Raw genomic sequence first — 16,229 nt, forward strand, 5'->3', positions numbered from 1 at the left:
CGTTATCGACTACAGAGGCTGCGCTATGGCCTTACTTAAAATGCCTGCAGGGCGTCGTTCTGATTGCTCGCATTTTCCACATCGCTGTCAGTTATTATCTCGCCGTCCTCAAAAACAATGAGGCGGGAAAAATGATCCGAGAGGTTTGGATTCGACAAAACCCAAACAACGGTCGGATTGTTATTTTGCTGACGCAGATATCGCAGCACCTCTGTCACGATCTCTTTCTGCAATCGCCTTTCGAGGCCAGGCAGCGCCTTGTTGAACACGTAGAAGTTCGAGCGACGGATGATGGCGCGAGCGAGATTGAGTTTCTGGCGCTGGATAAGCGTCAGGCGCCGGCCGCCCGCACCGATGTCGAAATCGAGGCCGACGCGCAAAAGCTGGTGATAGAAGCCGCGTTCGCGTGAGATACGTGCTGCGATCTCTCGGATCTCGGTCGGCGCCTCGGCATTGCGTTGGGCAATCTTGCCAAACAGGATGTTTTCACGAAGCGTCGCGAAGGGCATGTATCGTTCCTGGTCGTATCGCTCGATCTTAGCTTGCAGGTGCGGCGGCAGCTGGTCGTAGAAGCCCTGGCGGTTTTCGACGATTGCATCCTGCAGATCCTTTTGGAGAATGCCCAAGCGATACCGCGGTTCAACATACTCAAGTGTCAGGCGGATCATCGAACGCTGCTCCGGATCGGAGAGTGCGAGCGACAGTTTGGTGCCGAGCTTCTTCAAGATCCGTTGATATTCAATGACGGCATCTGCAGTCAGGAACGCGACCTGGTTGAAGAAAGGGTGATCAGGCGGAAGCCCCGCGAAAATTTCGACGATATGGCGGGCAATATCCAGTCCGGTATTGACGAAGGGGCGCAGCAGGCCGACTCTCTGTAGGGCCTTGTAGAAATCGTCGCTTTCGAGAAGTTCGCTCATCCGCTCAAGCGGCTGCAGCGTCTTGCCGAACAGCAGGTTCTCTCCAATCGTCGCCTCTGGATTGTAGACGTCAGCCTCGAACGGTACGAATAGCGAGTTACGCCCGAGGCGTTTGATCTCGTTGTGGAGCGCGTGACGCATTGACACGACAGCTGCTGCAAGCTCCGGGTTGCTGGACGCATCTACGGATGAGTTGAGCGCAAATTCCAGAATGTCTTCCGTGAGTTGCACGGTGTCGAGGGCGGCAAGCAGGGACGATTTGAGGTCGCTTTGATCCTGATCAGGGCTCGATATCATGCGATCATCGATCCAGTTAGCGCGGACGTCGTCATCCGGGTTGGACGCGAGCTTGGCTTCGCGCACTTCCCAACGGCGCTGTGTGGCCTCCGAGCCTGCATATTTGGCAGCGACGACTGGCGCATGCTTCAAGCCGTAGAGCAGGTTGTCCTTCAGGCTGCCGTGAAAGAAATAAATGTCGGATGAAACATAGGAGAGATAGCGACCGGAAAACGATTCAGGTACTTCAAGGATGTTCTGATCGCCGAGCTGGACTTGTCCGCCAGTCGGCCAGACCTGACGGCCGAATGCCTCCGCGAGTGATTCAGCACCACGGCCACTATTGTCCACCATGGCAACGGTCTCGCCGAGGCCGAACTTAACGGACGTTCCTCTTAGGACATTGGCGCCGCTTTCATCATTTATCACAAGGTTGATTGCCGACAGATACGACGGCTCATTTTGGCCTATGTCGTTCCCTAATACCTGAGAGGCGGGCGATGACAAATCATCGATCTCGAAATAGTCGCGAACCTGCTCGTATTTGACTTGCACATCCTGGCGCGCCTGATCCCAGTCAATCAACTCCTTGAGAGGGCCCGGGAGGTCTTTGTACGCATTGATCACCGCCACAAGCTGTCCGACATCGAGAGAACCGCGCAGGGTCAGATATCCGCCGACAAGGTAAAAGAGGAACGGTGTGACCTGAGCGAGAAAGTTGTTCAGGAACTTGACCAGGAACTTCCACTGATAGATGTCGTAGCGAATTTTGAAGATCGTACCGAGCCTATGGGCGATATCGGCTCGCTCGTAGTTAGAGGTATCGTATGCGTGAACGATGCCGATAGCCTCGACAACTTCACCAATCCTGCCCGCCAACGCGCGAGCGGTTAACTGGCGCTGACGACCAAGCTCTATCAGACGGCGCCGCATCCTCGGTATGACGATGACCTGGACCATGACCAGGGTGAACGCGATCATCCCGAGCCAGAAATTCTGTACTAGAATGAAGATCATCGCAGCTGATGCCTGGCCGCCGAGCATTGCTGGCGATACAAATGCATCACCGGTGAACCCCCCGACCGGTTCGACCTCATCCTTGATCATGGTTGCAACTTCGGCACCATGGACACTCTTCAAATGACGGGGAGAAAACCGAAGAACAAGGTCGAATAGTTCGAAGCGGAGCCTACGTAACAGACGCTCGCCAACCCTGCCCTTGTAGGTGTTGATATAAAACTTGAAGCCGTTGTTTATGACCACAAGTGAAAGAAAGACGATGCTTAGCGCCACCAGCGTCGGCATGCGTTGCAACGCGTAACCATCGAATGAAAAGAGGTGCCCGATGACTGGAAGGTCCACCGTGAACGCCATAAGGGGCTGTGCAGACGTCGGGGTCTCGAACCCATTTCCTTGGATTGGGCCATTAATGATACGTTTGGGAAGGTCGAGCGAGAGGAAATACGGTACCATTGACGAAAGGACAACGAGCAGCACCCAGATTTGCTGGCGCCGCGTATGGTTCCAGATATAACGGAGAAGATTGCGCTCCAGAGTGGTTGACCTTTAAGGCTGCAAATAGGGAAGGGGATTTTCGCAAACCAGCTTGAAACCGGGAAATTCAGATGTTTGCGGACATGTGAAAAGTCAATCGGTTACGGCGTCAATTTTTGGGCAGAGTGTCGCTACAGCGACGTCGGCTTGAAAAGCATCGTGAGATGTATTCGGATGGACGGCTTTCACTACTTCTACCTCAACCTTCAAGAAGATTGGTGCCATAGCAACTACGATGCAAACTTGTGCCGGCTTAAAATCATAGGTCAGACGAGCGGATCGCGGACCAATCCGTTCAGGCTCTTGATTGCTCTCTGAGCCCTGCACCTGCCGCTGTGGCAGTCAGTGTGATTTCGCAATTTCCCGTTCTTCTCTCCGAAGTATCCTGGAAGTTGGCCTCGGGAGGAAACAATGGAAACAAGCTTATACGCCTATCAGATGTCGCCTGGGAAAGATGACCTCTTGTGGTTTACGACGACGGCCGAGGATTGCGAGCGCGCCGCGCGTGAGCAGCGAGAGGACATGCGACGTGAGCTCGGCGAAGGCGGCGTCATCGGGGCGATGGCTGTTTACCGGTCGTTTTCCGAGATATGCAACCATTCGAACTCGCGCTGGTTTTGAACGGCGAATGGTCCATCGCAGACATCGCCGTCGTTGATCGTAGGCTTGTCGCAGTGGTGGCCGAGTAATAGGATATGCGCGGGCTGTGGAACTTAAGGATAAATATCCCCGACATACGATCCTATTCAGAGCTCAATACGGAAATGATCCAGCGGGTTTGCGAGCGGCAGGCCGTTAGGGCGCGCGCCTCGCGCTCGTGGCCAAAGAGAAAGGACGGGAGTTCGTCTACGTCTCCTTTCCCGACGAGATCACGCACATGAGGTTTTATAGGTCGCTCGATCCGAGCCCGCCGAGCGCGCCAGACCTACAGACGGATTTAGTGGCCGCGACGGCCTACCATTGGCACAAGTTCCTTCGGCTTAACAGATGGCGACAGCCGCTCTCAAAGCAGATACACCTTCGCGTCCGACAACGTCAGGACCGCTCTCGGGAGGCAGTAGGCGAGGAATTCAAACGCCATTGAGGACCGGCATAAAGCCTGCCGCAACCGTAACTGACGTCGCCCGCGGTGTAGACTTGAGGGGGCGTGTGGCACTTGTCACAGGAGGGGCATCCGGCCTCGGCATGGAGGCCGCAAAGGCACTCTCGAGAGCGGGAGCGGACGTCGATATCGCCTGTCTGGATAGCGTCGTCAGCGGCGCTGTATCGCTCGGCTCAAATGTGGGCTGAATTCGAGCGGACACGGACTGCCCGAATCTGAACCTGACGGACCCGCCGGGCGGAATGTCGGACGAATTCGGACCGGAAGCCGACGTCCTGATCGGCAACGTCAGGAAGCTCTACGAACTCTTCGCTTCCGACAGGCTCGGCGGGATGCGCCAGACCCCCGGCTTCGAGAGCGCCGTCGAGCTACACCGATTTATCAACGCCGTCGAGCACAGCGGAGGCGTATCACGCGACGTTTGATTATATGCGGGCGCTGGTGATGGACGAGCCCGGTGGAGCCGAGGTCAGAGACGTCGCCAAGCCACGGATCGAAAAACCCTCGGATGCCCTCGTCAGGGTGATGGCGGCCGGCATTAATCCAGCGACTGGCAGAACCGGAAGAGCGGGCAAAGGCCAGACCCGAACGTCGAAACCGGAGGGCAGACCATATTGGGCATCGACGGCGGGGGTATCGTCGAAGCCATCGGCCACGCCGTCGAGGGCATCGAGGTGGGTGAAGAAGTCTGGTATAGCGATGGCGGTTATCCCGATAACCCGGGGAGCTACGCCGAGTACAAGGTGGTGAACGGAGCTTATCTTTCCCGCAAACCACGCGACGTGGATTTCGTGCACGCGGCTGCGCTGCCTGTGGTCGGTCTGACGTCATGGGAATCCGTTTTCGACAAAGGAAAGGTGGAGGCTGGTGACCACGTCCTGGTGCATGGCGGCGCGGGCGGTCTCGGCCACATCGCCATCCAGTATCTGTCGTCGATCGGCCCACGGACTGCGGTCACGGTATCGAGCGACGCCAAAGCTGAACTGGCTCTGGGCTTAAAGAACGCCGCGCCGATCTCGCCCATGGCGCTCGAAGCCGTCAAACGGATCGACGGCCTGTTCGATATTGAGCGGGAGATCAACGGGCTTGCTGCCGATCAGCGACTCGAGTGCCGCCGTAAAGACCGCCAACCGATCGTCAGTGAACTGCAAGACTGGCTTCAAACCGAGTGATCCAAGCTCTCACGCGGTTCGCCGGTCGCAGGCGATCGATTACATGCTCAAGCGATGGGACGGCTTCACGTCATTCCTAGACGAGGGCCGGATTCGCCTCACGAACAATGCCGCCGAGCGAGCGCTCAGAGGCTTTGCGCTTGGCAGAAAATCGTGGCTCTTCGCCGGATAGACCGCGGTGCAGATCGTGCAGCTTTCATGGCCACATTGATCATGACGGCAAAGCTCAACGACATCAATCCGCAGGCATGGCTTGCAGACGTTCTTGCCCGTATCGCGGACACATCAGTTACGAGCTTGGAGCAAATGCTTGCGTGGAACTGGACGCCGCCGGCTGTCAACGCTCAAGCAGCCTGACCTGCGGCCTTCACCGGAGGCTTACTTATTCCATTGCTGGCCGATAGCTCCTAATCTCAAGACCCGATGTTGCGATCGGCACCGAACTGTTGGGGCAGCGGCACCTCATCGATATTGGCAAGCGATTTATGCCTGATGAGAAAGCGCCGAACGTTCTCACGGATTGCACACAATGGGAAAATTCCCTGAGCCGCCAGTCGACACGCCTTCACGAGCACTTCGTAGGCTGCATCCCGCTTTTGCTCAGGCCATCCTTCCAGGAGATCGAAAACGTCTTCAAGACTTCCCAGCTCTTGAATGTATCCTGCCCTTTAATGTAGATACCTCGCAATTCTACGCGGTGGCCGGCGTCCGAACATCCGGAAAGGCGATCGCGAAAGCTGATGGATTCATCGCTGCTACGGCAGCAGAAAACGATCTCGCGGTAGCAACGCGAGATACAAGCCCGTTTGAGGCAGCCGGATTGAGAGTTGTTAATCCTTGAGTCGCCTAAGCCTCTAGAATTGCGGGTCGCTGGTTCGACTCCTATCAAGACCAGTGATCAGGATATTGATTCTCTTTTGGGAGTCCAGGGAGCAATGTGACAAGTTCCCTGCAAAGCAGCGCGATTTCCTCAAAAAAAGCACCATTGTAATCGTTGCGATAGGTGATGAAATATTCGAGCTTGGGCAGCGGTATGGCCGCCTTCATGATGCGCAGGCGTCCGTCACTCACATATTTGGCAAAAAACGCTTTCGGAAGGATCGTGATACCAAGCCCATAGGCCGCAAGTTCTGCCAAGGCTGCCATGTTGTTGCACGAAATCGTTTTGACGAAAGGCAGCTTCGGGTTGTTGATCACATCATGAAGGATCGGCCAAAGGATTGATCCCGCCGATTGGATGAGAAGCGGATATTTCAAAAGCTCGGCGACTGGAAGCTCCCGGTCGTCCGCATAGAGTTTGGCACTGCACATCCAGACCAGTTCGATTTCACCCAGACGCATGTTGATGAATTGTGGATCCTGGGTCAGGCGAGGGCAGATGACGAAATCGATTTTCCGATCGTTGAGGCGTTTCAGCAGACCAGCCGTAAGATCGATTTCAGGTTCGAGGCTGATACCAGGATAACGCTCCATGATGGTCGCCAGCAATTGCGGAAGCAGAGATAGCGCCACCAGATCTGTCACGCCGAGCCTGAAACGTAGCGGTGGAGCATTCATCGAACGTGCGGTCAAGGCGAGCCGGTCATTCAGCCTCAGTATCTGTTCGGCAATGTCGCGGATATCCTCGCCTTTTTGCGTCAGCATCGACTGGCGGCTCGTACGATCGAAAAGCGGGGCTGAAAAGCGTGCCTCCAGTTCACCGATCCGCTTCGACACCGTCGATTGCGTCACGTTAAGATAGGACGCGGCGGCCTCGAAACTCCCCAAGGTCGATACCCAGTAAAGCGCCTCCAATTGCTTGATTGTGAACATGCTGCCTCATGAAAAAAAGCGATTTTGATGGGTCGATATTTATCGCTTTTATGCTGTGCGCCGCAAGTTTACAAAAGCGTCATATTCCAGTGAGTGCAGTTTTCAGGGAGGAGAATATGGCTATCGAGGAATTCCCGGCACCCGCGCCGGTGGATGCAGAACTCGTTTCCGAGTTTCGCGGTGTTGCAACGTCGATTATCAGTGACAACCTGGAACGCCTGCCGGGCGCCACGGGAATCTTGCCATATCATCGCGGCGGTGCGCTGGTCGGCACGGCGCTGACCGTCAAGACCCGTCACGGCGACAATCTCGCTATTCATTCCGCGCTGAAAGTTGCACGCCGCGGCGACGTGATCGTTGTCGATGGGGGTGGGGATGTTTCCCAGGCGCTGATCGGTGAGATCATCATGACGCATGCGGAGGCAATCGGCGTCGCCGGATTCGTGATCGATGGCGCAATCCGGGATGTGTCCGCCATTCGCGCTTCGGGCCTCCCATGTTACGCGCGTGGGGTGACGCACAAGGGCCCCTACAAGAACGGTCCCGGCGCGATCAACGTACCGGTGTCCATCGGCGGATTGGTCGTCAATCCCGGCGATCTCATTGTGGGGGATGAAGACGGTATCGTTGCTCTTTCGCCGGACGTGGCGGCTGGACTGCTGCCCGGCATTCGGGCGCAAGAGGAGCGCGAACGGGTGAAGATTGCAAAGTTCAAGGAGGCGCGACTTCAGCTGATCAAAGGCTGAGCCGCGAAGCATTGAAAGGCAAGAGGAGGATAAGCCTTTGAAATTCTGGAAATCAATTACCGTCGCTCTGGCGACGTCCATTGCGCTGCCGGCCGGAATGGCCATGGCCCAAGGCAAGACATCCGTTACGATCGTGCTGCCGGCAGGGCCTGACAGGCTCGATCCGTGCGAGACCCCGCGGTCGGTCATCGGTCGCATCATCAAGCAGAACGTCGTGGAAACGCTGGCGGAGCTGGACTACGAGAAGCGCACCGTCTTGCCGCGGCTCGCCGAAAGCTGGGAGCAGACCTCTCCGACGGAATGGATCTTCAAGCTGAAGAAGGGCGTCAAGTTTCATGATGGCGCACCCTTCGATGCGAAGTCGGTCATCTATTCCGTTGAAAGGACCGTCGATCCGAAGCTCACATGCATTACCCGCACGAAATACTTCGACGGCACGAACGTGACCGCGACCGAAGTCGATGCCAATACGGTGAAATTCACCACCAAGACCCCGGTGCCGATCCTGCCGACACTGTTGGCGCAGATGGCGATTTCGTCTCCCAATACCCCGAAAGGGGAATATACCAACAAGCCTATCGGTACAGGGCCTTACAAATTTGATCGATGGACGCAGGGCGAAAATGTCGTTCTGGTTCGCGACGATACCTACTGGGGCGCCAAGCCGATGATCGACAAGGCGACCTATGTCTGGCGCAGCGAGTCCTCGGTTGCCGCGGCGATGGTGGAGACCGGCGAGGCTGACCTTGCCTTTACGATCGCCCCGCAGGACGCGACAAACAAGAAGACGGACAAGGTCTATCCGAATTCGGACAGCGCGATGTTCCGTCTTTCTGTCGATGTGCCGCCTCTCAACGATGTCCGCGTCCGCAAGGCGATCAACCTTGCCATCGATCGCAAGGCCTTCCTGGGCAGCATTATCAGCGACAAGGCGGAAATCGCCATGCAGCAGGTCGGGCCGAGCGTGCTGGGGTTCAACCCGAATCTCAAACCATGGAAATTCGATCCTGAACAGGCCAAGGCGCTTCTGAAGCAGGCCAAGGCGGATGGTGTCGATGTGGACCGCGAGATCCGCATGATCGGGCGGCCGGGCATGTTTGCCAACAGCAACGAGTTCGTGGAAGCCACCGCCGAAATGCTTCGTCAGGTTGGCTTGAAGATCAAGCTCGACAACCTTGAAATGTCGCAATGGTTGCAGATGGCGAACAAGCCTTTTGCTGCGGATCGCCAGCCCAACATTTTCCTGACGATGCACGACAACAATTCAGGTGACGCGGCATTCACGGCCTTCTTCAAGTACCATACGGATGGACGCCAGAGTGAACTGCATGATCCGGAGCTCGATGCTTTGATCGTCCAGGCCGGAACGGAGCAGGGCGATAAGCGTGCGGCTACCTATCAGGAAGTGTTCCGACGCATTTATGAAGACAAGGTGGCTGACGTGCCGCTGTTCCATATGGTCAACTACATGCGGGTCGGCAAACGGCTCGATTTCTCGCCGACCATCGCCAATGCGGTTGAACTTCAGCTCGCAAAGTTGGCATTGAAATAGCGATTGCGAAGGGGCGCACGGCAGCGTTGCACGAGCGCCCCTTCGGAACATTCCTTCAATCCACGTCCGGCGGAGGAGCTGATATGGGTTCATTCATCTGCAAACGATCATTCCAGAGCCTGATTTCGCTGATCGTGCTGGTCATGCTTGTCTTCTTTCTTGCACGACTGACCGGGTCTCCCGCCGATCTCTATCTTCCGCAGGACGCTTCTGCCGCCGTTCGGCATGACTTCAACGAGCAAATGGGCTTCAACGATCCGCTTTATGTGCAGTTCGTCGGGTTTATGGTTGGCCTCCTTCATCTGGACATGGGCCAGTCGCTCCAATTCTCGCGGCCGGCGCTGGATGTCGTGCTGCAGGCATTTCCAACCACTTTGATGCTGGCGGCGGTCACCATGCCGCTGGTCCTGCTGATCTCGATCGTGACCGGTTCGCTGGCGGCCTACAAGCCTGGCGGCATTTTCGACAGGCTGGCGAGTTTCATCTCGCTGCTTGGCGCGGCCACGCCGAATTTCTGGGTAGCGATCGTCGGCGTGCTTGTCTTCGCGGTGACGCTTCGGCTGTTGCCGACATCGGGCACTGGAACGCCCCTGCATTGGGTATTGCCCGTCGCAGTCCTCACGCTGCGTCCGACGGGAGTTCTGGTTCAGGTCGTGCGTACGTCGATGATGACCGCATTATCCGCAGCCTACATCAAAACAGCGCGCGCAAAAGGGGTCAGTTCCCGTGCGATCGTGTTCGTGCATGCGCTCCGCAACGGCCTGCTTCCGGTCATCACGGTGGCCAGTGACCAGGCTGCCGGCATCGTCAACGGCGCGGTGATCGTGGAAACGGTGTTCGGTTTTCCCGGGATCGGCAAGCTGATGATCGATTCTGTCCTGCTGCGCGATTTCACCGTGATCCAGGCAGCCGTTCTCGTCACGGCGCTTGCGGTCTTCGTCATCAATATCCTCGTGGACATCACCTATGCACTCGTCGACCCCCGCATCCGGTATAACTGAGATGGCGCCTCCGCTTATCGTTCCGGTAAAGTCGTCCGGCCGCGGTGCAGCTCGAAACGCCCTTTGGCTTCTTTGGCAAGACAAGTCCGCATTCGTCTCTGCCATCCTGCTGGCGCTTGTTCTCGGCGCAGCCATCATCGGCCCCTGGCTGCTGGCGGATCAGGCTCGCGCGGTCAACCTGATGGCGCGCAATGCCGCGCCGTTTTCGCTTAGCAAGGGCTGGCTGTTTTTTCTGGGAGCCGATGCGCTGGGCCGCAGCCTGCTGGCCCGCATCATCGTCGCCAGCCAGAACACGATTGTCATCGCCGGAAGCGCCGTTCTTCTTTCCATGCATGTCGGCGGCGTGCTCGGCCTCATAGCCGGCTACAAGGAAGGCTGGATCGGAGCTATTCTCCTGCGCATGGCCGACGCCATCATGAGTTTTCCATCGATGCTGCTCGCGGTTATCGTGCTCTTTGTCTTCAGCCCCGGCATCGAGAATGTCATCTTTGTCCTGGCGGTGTCGCGTATTCCGATCTTCCTACGAACAGTCAGGGCCGAGGTTCTCGAAATCAAGGAGAGGATGTTCGTAACTGCGGCACGCGCCATGGGCGCAAAAACGGAGCGGGTGCTTTTCCGTCATATCGCGCCGATGGTCATGCCGACCGTGATCAATCTCGCGGCGCTCGAAGTGGCTTTCGTGATGCTGGTCGAATCCGGCCTGAGCTTCCTCGGGATCGGCATCCAGCCACCGGAAGTGACCTGGGGACTGATGGTTGCCGATGGCCGCAATTATCTCGGCTCCGCCTGGTGGCTATCCTTTTGGCCCGGCGTTGCGATCATGATGGTAACGATTGCCCTGAATCTCCTTTCAAACTGGCTTCGGCTGGTGACCGATCCCGTCGAACGCTGGCGGTTCCAGACCGTGGCAGGTGCAAAATGAGCGAACAGTCTCTTCTCCAAATCCGCAATCTCAGCATCGACTTTCCAAGCCGGGCCGGGACTGTGCATGCGGTTGCCGATGTCAGCTGGTCTGTCGGAAGGGGTGAAACTCTCGCCATCTTGGGTGAAAGCGGCTCCGGCAAGAGCGTCAGCGCTTCAGCTGTGCTCGATCTCGTTGATACGCCGCCGGCGGTCATCGCAAACGGCGAAATCCTCTATCGAGGCCGTGACCTGCTGAAAGCCACTCGAGGGGAACGCCGCGCCATCAACGGCCGAAAGATCTCGATGATCTTCCAGGACCCGTTGGCCGCTCTCAATCCGGTCTACCCTGTCGGATGGCAGATCGCCGAAACGCTGCGCGTCCATGGGGTCGATAAGGCGACCGCTCATGCGCGGGTCATCGATCTTCTGAAAAAAGTCGGGATCGACGATCCGGAGCGCAGGGCAAAACAATATCCGCACCAGTTTTCGGGCGGGCAGCGGCAGCGCATCATGATTGCATCCGCGATTGCGCTGGAGCCTGAATTGCTTATCGCCGACGAGCCCACCAGCGCGCTCGATGTGACCGTTCAGGCCCAGGTGCTTGCGCTTCTGAAGGAACTGCAGGCGGAAAGCGGCATGGGAATCGTACTGATCACCCATGACCTCGCCGTGGTGGAGAAGGTTGCGGACCGCGTCATCGTCATGCAGGCCGGGCGCGTGGTGGAAGCGGGTACGGCCACGGAGATCATGAACTCGCCGCAGCATCCCTACACCCGCAGACTTCTGGACGCGATGCCCGGACGCCACGGCTTTGCAACCGAGCTATCCGCCTCAGACGGAAATGTTCTGCTTGAAGTCGACAAGGTTTCCCGCATCTACGGCATCGAGCCCGGAAAGATCGCCGAGGCCGGGCCAAAGGCGATCCGGGCCGTGGATGAAGCGAGCTTTACGTTACGCGGCGGCGAGACGCTTGGCATTGTCGGGGAATCAGGTTCAGGCAAATCGACGCTGGCGCGCATGCTGCTCGGTCTTGACCATCCAACGGCAGGCACGATCCGTTTCGACGGCAAGGATCTCAACGGCATGAGCGCTGCCGACACCTTCAAGGTGCGCCGGCGAATGCAATTCGTGTTTCAGGACCCGACGGCCTCTCTCAATCCGCGCATGACAATCGAACAGATCGTCTCCGAGCCGTGGGCAATCCACTCAGATGTCCTGCCGAAACGGGAATGGCGGGCAAAGGCGGTCGATCTTCTCGAACGGGTCGGTTTGAAAGCCGATCATATCGACCGGCATCCGCACCAGTTCTCTGGAGGTCAGCGGCAGCGCATTGCTATCGCGAGGGCGCTGGCGCTGCAGCCGGAAGTCATCGTCTGCGATGAGGCGGTTTCAGCTCTGGACGTTTCCATTCAGGCGCAGGTCATCGATCTTCTCAAACAGCTGCGGAGCGATCTCGGGCTTTCCTACATCTTCATTGCCCACGACCTTGCACTTGTCCGGGACTTCGCCACTGATGTCATCGTCATGTATCGCGGACAGATCGTCGAGCAGGGGCACACGCAGGAGGTCTATTCCAATCCGAAGCATGACTATACGAAGCGGCTTCTAATCGCGAGCATGGCGCATATCCCCAAAGCTGCCTGATGATGGGAAGCGTCATGCAAGGCATCAGACCCGTCATCGATATCCCGGTGCGAACCTGACCCCTATCTGGTGCTTCGCAAGAAACGAAGATACTCGAGAAGTTTTGCGTCTTCTTCGGGCATCAAGTTAAGCTCGGTGAAGCTATTGTGGGCAGGACGATCCAAAATGCCGGCAATGTAATCGGGGCTCCACACGACGCCGATCGAGGAAGCGACAAGTCCCGGCTTCTCACGCGGATCGTTCGTAAAACCGTCGTCTAATAGCGATATTTGCAAGCGCCTTTTGGGTGCAGGGCGTTGTTTGCCGGGAGCATGGTCGTCTACGCGGTCGACATAGGTCGCCGCATTATGGTGCTTCGCGGGTCGGTCCTTCCAATGTATGTCTCGCACGCTCCGAGCAAACTCGTAGTGCAACGGTCTTAACGGAATGGACCAGCCTCGGTCCCGGCAGGGACGCCTCTTCACGCCGTGGGCGCTGCAGAGCTCGAGAGTTAGACGGTGGCTGTCGCCCTGTTGAAGAGCTCACCGGAGCGAAGCATCGCATGCATGATGACGGCGAGTTTGCGGGCGACAGCGATCGCGGAGCGTTTGAAGCCGATCTTTTCGCGTAGTCTCATACCCCAACTGCGCAAATCGCTGTCGGCCCGGCTGCGTGTCAGAATCACTACCGCGGCCTCATAGAGAAGCGAACGCACATGAGTGTCTCCGCGTCGGGAGATATGGCCGTCATAGTCTACTTCGCCAGACTGATAGCGTCGCGTCGTCAACCCTAGCCATGCGCCTACCGAGCGCGATCGCTTGAAGTTCCGGGATCCTCGACTGCAGTTAGATAGGCAGTAGCTGTGATCGCGCCAACGCCGGGGATCGACATCAGCAACTGACACTGCTGGTTTCTACGAGCTTCGGCGAGGAGCTGCTGCCCTAACCTAGCCGCCTGAAGGCGTAGACTACGCCACGCTTCGAGTAAGGGCAGGATTATTCTTGAAAGGCCGGTGTTCTCGGCCAGGAGGGAGCGAACATGCGCCTCAAATTTGCCACCCATACTGCACGGAACGATAAGGCCGAACGTTTTCATCAATCCCCGAATTTGGTTCGCCACGTCCAGTGTCGTTCGCATGAGTTTCGTGCGAGCCGCGACCAATGTCCGAGAAAGCATGCTGTCGAAGCCCTTTACCCGGACTTCGCGGAAGAAACCGACCTCCGCCAAGTGCGCTAGCCCATCGGCGTCATTGGCATCGGTTTTGTTGGCGGCCATGTCGAGCGCCGCTTTGGCATGACGGGCATCGACGCAGATTGCTGGCAGTCCCTCTGCGCGCAGCACATGGTAGAACCATACTGAGAGAGGCCCTGTTTCGAACACCACGCGTTCTGCATTTGGCGCACGCATGCGGATAAGTTCGGCTATGGCGGCGGGATCAGAGGCGCACTTACCGCGCCAGATCCGCTTGCCCGAGCGACGGATAGCGATTGCCGTCTCTTTCATTGAAACGTCGAGACCGATATACTCTGTCATGGCTGTTCTCCATTGATGCTGGGCCCGGCGTCTAGTCGAAAGCCCGTATCTCATCATATCGGGGAGCAGCCACCTTCCAAGATCATGATCGGATCCAGAGGAGCCTCGTGCCCGCGATTACACCATGTATGTCCTTCTTCTTAGCTGAGCTGGCTCGCCCTACACTGGTCTTCCGAGGGTTGCTCGGATAGGCCGAGCCGATCCTCATCACAGGAGGACGAGCCATGTCACATTATAGAGAAGCTTTCGTCGGAATCGATGTGGCGAAGCTAAAGAATGCGATTGCTGTTGCCGAATTTGGGAGAGATGGAGAGATCCGGTATATCGGCGAGGTTGAAGCATCAGATGGCAGTATGCGTCGTGTTATCCAGCGGATCGCTGCTAAGTTTGATCGTGTGCATTTCTGCTATGAGGCCGGCCCCACGGGCTACGGCCTTTACAGGCTCATCAAGTCACTGGGCCATGAATGTATTGTCGTTGCTCCGTCTTTGATCCCTCGCAAGCCAGGCGACAGGGTGAAGACGAACCGTCGCGATGCGCTTGCGCTCGCCCGGCTATTGAGGGCCGGCGAGCTCACCGCGGTTTGGGTGCCCGACGAAGGTCATGAAGCAATGCGAGACCTCGTTCGCGCGCGAACAGCAGCGTCGAGACATTGCGTGTCCATCGGCAACAGATCAGTGCCTTTATGCTCAAGCACGGGCGCATCTACCCACGCAAGAAGGGGTGGACCATGCGATATTTGATCTGGCTACAAGAGCAGCGATTCGATCATCCAGCGCATCAGATAGCACTCCAGGAAATGGTCGACGCAGAGCGTGTCTCAAGGGAGCGTGTTGATCGGTTGGAGAAGGTGATTGAGGAGTTCGTCCCGAATTGGTCTCTCGCTCCGATTGTTCAGGCATTACAGGCTTTGCGTGGCGTTGATCTGGTCGTCGCTGTAACATTTGCGACTGAGATTGGCGATGTCAGTCGATTTGGCCGCGTCCGCACGCTGCTTGCCGAAAGCGCCTGGACTTACCGGTTCCCCGCACGAATTGGCTCAAAGAAGCTTTACAAGCTGGAGAAGGTTCCACCGTCGGTCCGTGAGATCGCTTGGAAGGCACAATCTCGGCTCTCCGCACGGTATCGCTTGCTGACCTCGCGGGGAAAGAAATCCACCGTTGTTTGCACAGCGATTGCGCGCGAGCTCGCCGGCTTTATGTGGGCTGTTTCGAAGGAGGCGCTTCAGCCCAGACTCTAGTCGAAACTCACCTCTCGCGCATTGGCGGGGGCGGAACAACGGTAGGGGAACTTCCGTTCGCGCTTTGTGGCCGGCATGACCGACGCCCGTAGTAAGACAGCAACAGCCCCGGACGCAAAATCGCGAATGCGTTATCCAACCCGCGTATCAGAGCTTGATCACCGACGTCCAAGAGTTCCGCCTCCACCAATACGCGTTCATCGTAATCGGCCGATCGTCCGATCGGGTGCTTATCTGCCACCAAATCATTGACAGCGGACATCAGAGCGCGAATTTCTGCGCACCTTCTGAAGCGCGGTACCCTCAGGCATGAGGTGTCCAACAAAATAAGTGGACACCAAATGATGGATGAAGATGCTCCTAAACTTCAGGTGCGGCTACGAAGACTATTCATGTCACGATGCACCTCGGCGCCTCGAATCTTTTGCTGTTCTGGTTCACAACCCTAAGTGATGCCGACGTTCGCACATATAAAGTGTTCCGCGAGCCGCGATTGTTACAAGCTGTCGCCGCGCTGCAATTACCCCCAGACCGAGCCGGGCAGGGCGTCCAGCGGTATCTTGAGATATCGCCGCCCATTGTCTTCCGTCGGCGGCAGTTCTCCGCCGCGAATGTTGACCTGCAGCGCGTGCAGGATCAGCTTCGGCATAGGTAGGGTTTTATCGCGGTGTAGCCGCAAAGTTAGAATGTCCTGTTTCTGCAAAGTTGGAATGTCACACTCCCCGGGTCTGAATGATGCCTGGGAGTTTGCAGATGGGATTGATAGCGATGAGCGAGCGCGATCTGCGGCGGATC

General features: G+C 57.2%; 10 protein-coding genes and 5 pseudogenes. 10 read left to right on the forward strand and 5 right to left on the reverse strand.

The window, feature by feature from the left end; translation table 11 throughout:
* Window positions 1-35 precede the first annotated feature (35 nt).
* Window positions 36-2,750 (reverse strand): ABC transporter transmembrane domain-containing protein, encoded by a 2,715-nt coding sequence (locus KX729_RS23375; protein ID WP_219744909.1) that lies wholly within the window; start codon window positions 2,748-2,750, stop codon window positions 36-38.
* A gap of 411 nt (window positions 2,751-3,161) precedes the next feature.
* Here KX729_RS23375 and KX729_RS23380 point away from each other — a divergent pair, with 411 nt between their 5' ends.
* The 4 genes and pseudogenes from KX729_RS23380 to KX729_RS23390 form a co-directional block, all read left to right on the forward strand.
* Window positions 3,162-3,371 (forward strand): hypothetical protein, encoded by a 210-nt coding sequence (locus tag KX729_RS23380; protein WP_219744888.1) that lies wholly within the window; start codon window positions 3,162-3,164, stop codon window positions 3,369-3,371.
* A 723-nt stretch (window positions 3,372-4,094) separates the two neighbouring features.
* A complete protein-coding gene (locus tag KX729_RS23385) occupies window positions 4,095-4,277 on the forward strand; it encodes a hypothetical protein (RefSeq protein WP_246617783.1) in 183 nt (60 codons plus the stop codon).
* A gap of 4 nt (window positions 4,278-4,281) precedes the next feature.
* Window positions 4,282-4,838, forward strand: a pseudogene (locus tag KX729_RS33650) (alcohol dehydrogenase catalytic domain-containing protein); the annotation flags it as partial.
* 12 nt (window positions 4,839-4,850) lie between these two features.
* A pseudogene (locus tag KX729_RS23390) lies at window positions 4,851-5,381 on the forward strand (IS66 family transposase); the annotation flags it as partial.
* A 56-nt stretch (window positions 5,382-5,437) separates the two neighbouring features.
* On the opposite strand, the gene KX729_RS23395 reads toward KX729_RS23390, so the two are convergent.
* Together KX729_RS23395 and KX729_RS23400 are read right to left on the reverse strand one after the other, a co-directional pair.
* Window positions 5,438-5,680: a DUF982 domain-containing protein gene (locus tag KX729_RS23395; RefSeq protein WP_219744910.1), complete on the reverse strand. Its 243-nt coding sequence runs from the start codon at window positions 5,678-5,680 to the stop codon at window positions 5,438-5,440.
* A gap of 229 nt (window positions 5,681-5,909) precedes the next feature.
* The gene (locus tag KX729_RS23400; RefSeq protein ID WP_219744889.1) at window positions 5,910-6,836 is read right to left on the reverse strand and encodes a LysR family transcriptional regulator; all 927 of its coding nucleotides are present in this window, start codon (window positions 6,834-6,836) and stop codon (window positions 5,910-5,912) included.
* A gap of 116 nt (window positions 6,837-6,952) precedes the next feature.
* Between KX729_RS23400 and KX729_RS23405 the strand changes: the two genes are divergently transcribed.
* The 5 genes from KX729_RS23405 to KX729_RS23425 all read left to right on the forward strand — a co-directional run bounded on the left by KX729_RS23405 (window position 6,953) and on the right by KX729_RS23425 (window position 12,682).
* Complete coding sequence (locus tag KX729_RS23405; protein ID WP_219744911.1) at window positions 6,953-7,582, forward strand: RraA family protein; 630 nt, start codon at window positions 6,953-6,955, stop codon at window positions 7,580-7,582.
* 37 nt (window positions 7,583-7,619) lie between these two features.
* Entirely contained in the window at window positions 7,620-9,134 is a 1,515-nt protein-coding gene (locus KX729_RS23410) for an ABC transporter substrate-binding protein (protein ID WP_246617784.1), read from the forward strand.
* Window positions 9,135-9,217: 83 nt separating this feature from the next.
* A complete protein-coding gene (locus KX729_RS23415; protein ID WP_219744890.1) occupies window positions 9,218-10,135 on the forward strand; it encodes an ABC transporter permease in 918 nt (305 codons plus the stop codon).
* A 1-nt stretch (window position 10,136) separates the two neighbouring features.
* Window positions 10,137-11,057, forward strand: coding sequence for an ABC transporter permease (locus KX729_RS23420; RefSeq protein WP_219744891.1), 921 nt, complete (start codon window positions 10,137-10,139; stop codon window positions 11,055-11,057).
* Window positions 11,054-12,682 carry an ABC transporter ATP-binding protein gene (locus KX729_RS23425; RefSeq protein WP_219744892.1) on the forward strand — a complete coding sequence of 543 codons (1,629 nt, stop codon included), beginning with the start codon at window positions 11,054-11,056 and terminating at the stop codon, window positions 12,680-12,682. Before KX729_RS23420 ends, KX729_RS23425 begins: the two co-directional genes overlap by 4 nt.
* Window positions 12,683-13,172: 490 nt before the next feature.
* On the opposite strand, the pseudogene KX729_RS23430 reads toward KX729_RS23425, so the two are convergent.
* A pseudogene (locus KX729_RS23430) lies at window positions 13,173-14,194 on the reverse strand (IS110 family RNA-guided transposase).
* 224 nt (window positions 14,195-14,418) lie between these two features.
* Between KX729_RS23430 and KX729_RS23435 the strand changes: the two are divergent.
* Window positions 14,419-15,434: pseudogene (locus KX729_RS23435) on the forward strand (IS110 family RNA-guided transposase).
* Window positions 15,435-15,954: 520 nt separating this feature from the next.
* Here the strand turns inward: KX729_RS23435 and KX729_RS33660 are convergent.
* Window positions 15,955-16,229 (reverse strand): annotated as a pseudogene (locus KX729_RS33660) (hypothetical protein); the annotation flags it as partial.

This window comes from Neorhizobium populisoli (assembly GCF_019430945.1).
Classification (GTDB): Bacteria; Pseudomonadota; Alphaproteobacteria; order Rhizobiales; family Rhizobiaceae; genus Neorhizobium; species Neorhizobium populisoli.

What these genes read in the sequence shown, in the direction of transcription:
- KX729_RS23420 (WP_219744891.1), top strand. Translation starts at nt 10,137, where the DNA reads ATGGCGCCTCCGCTTATCGTTCCGGTAAAGTCGTCCGGCCGCGGTGCA.
- KX729_RS23415 (WP_219744890.1), top strand. Translation starts at nt 9,218, where the DNA reads ATGGGTTCATTCATCTGCAAACGATCATTCCAGAGCCTGATTTCGCTG.
- KX729_RS23405 (WP_219744911.1), top strand. Translation starts at nt 6,953, where the DNA reads ATGGCTATCGAGGAATTCCCGGCACCCGCGCCGGTGGATGCAGAACTC.
- KX729_RS23385 (WP_246617783.1), top strand. Translation starts at nt 4,095, where the DNA reads ATGTCGGACGAATTCGGACCGGAAGCCGACGTCCTGATCGGCAACGTC.
- KX729_RS23380 (WP_219744888.1), top strand. Translation starts at nt 3,162, where the DNA reads ATGGAAACAAGCTTATACGCCTATCAGATGTCGCCTGGGAAAGATGAC.
- KX729_RS23400 (WP_219744889.1), bottom strand. Translation starts at nt 6,836, where the DNA reads ATGTTCACAATCAAGCAATTGGAGGCGCTTTACTGGGTATCGACCTTG.
- KX729_RS23425 (WP_219744892.1), top strand. Translation starts at nt 11,054, where the DNA reads ATGAGCGAACAGTCTCTTCTCCAAATCCGCAATCTCAGCATCGACTTT.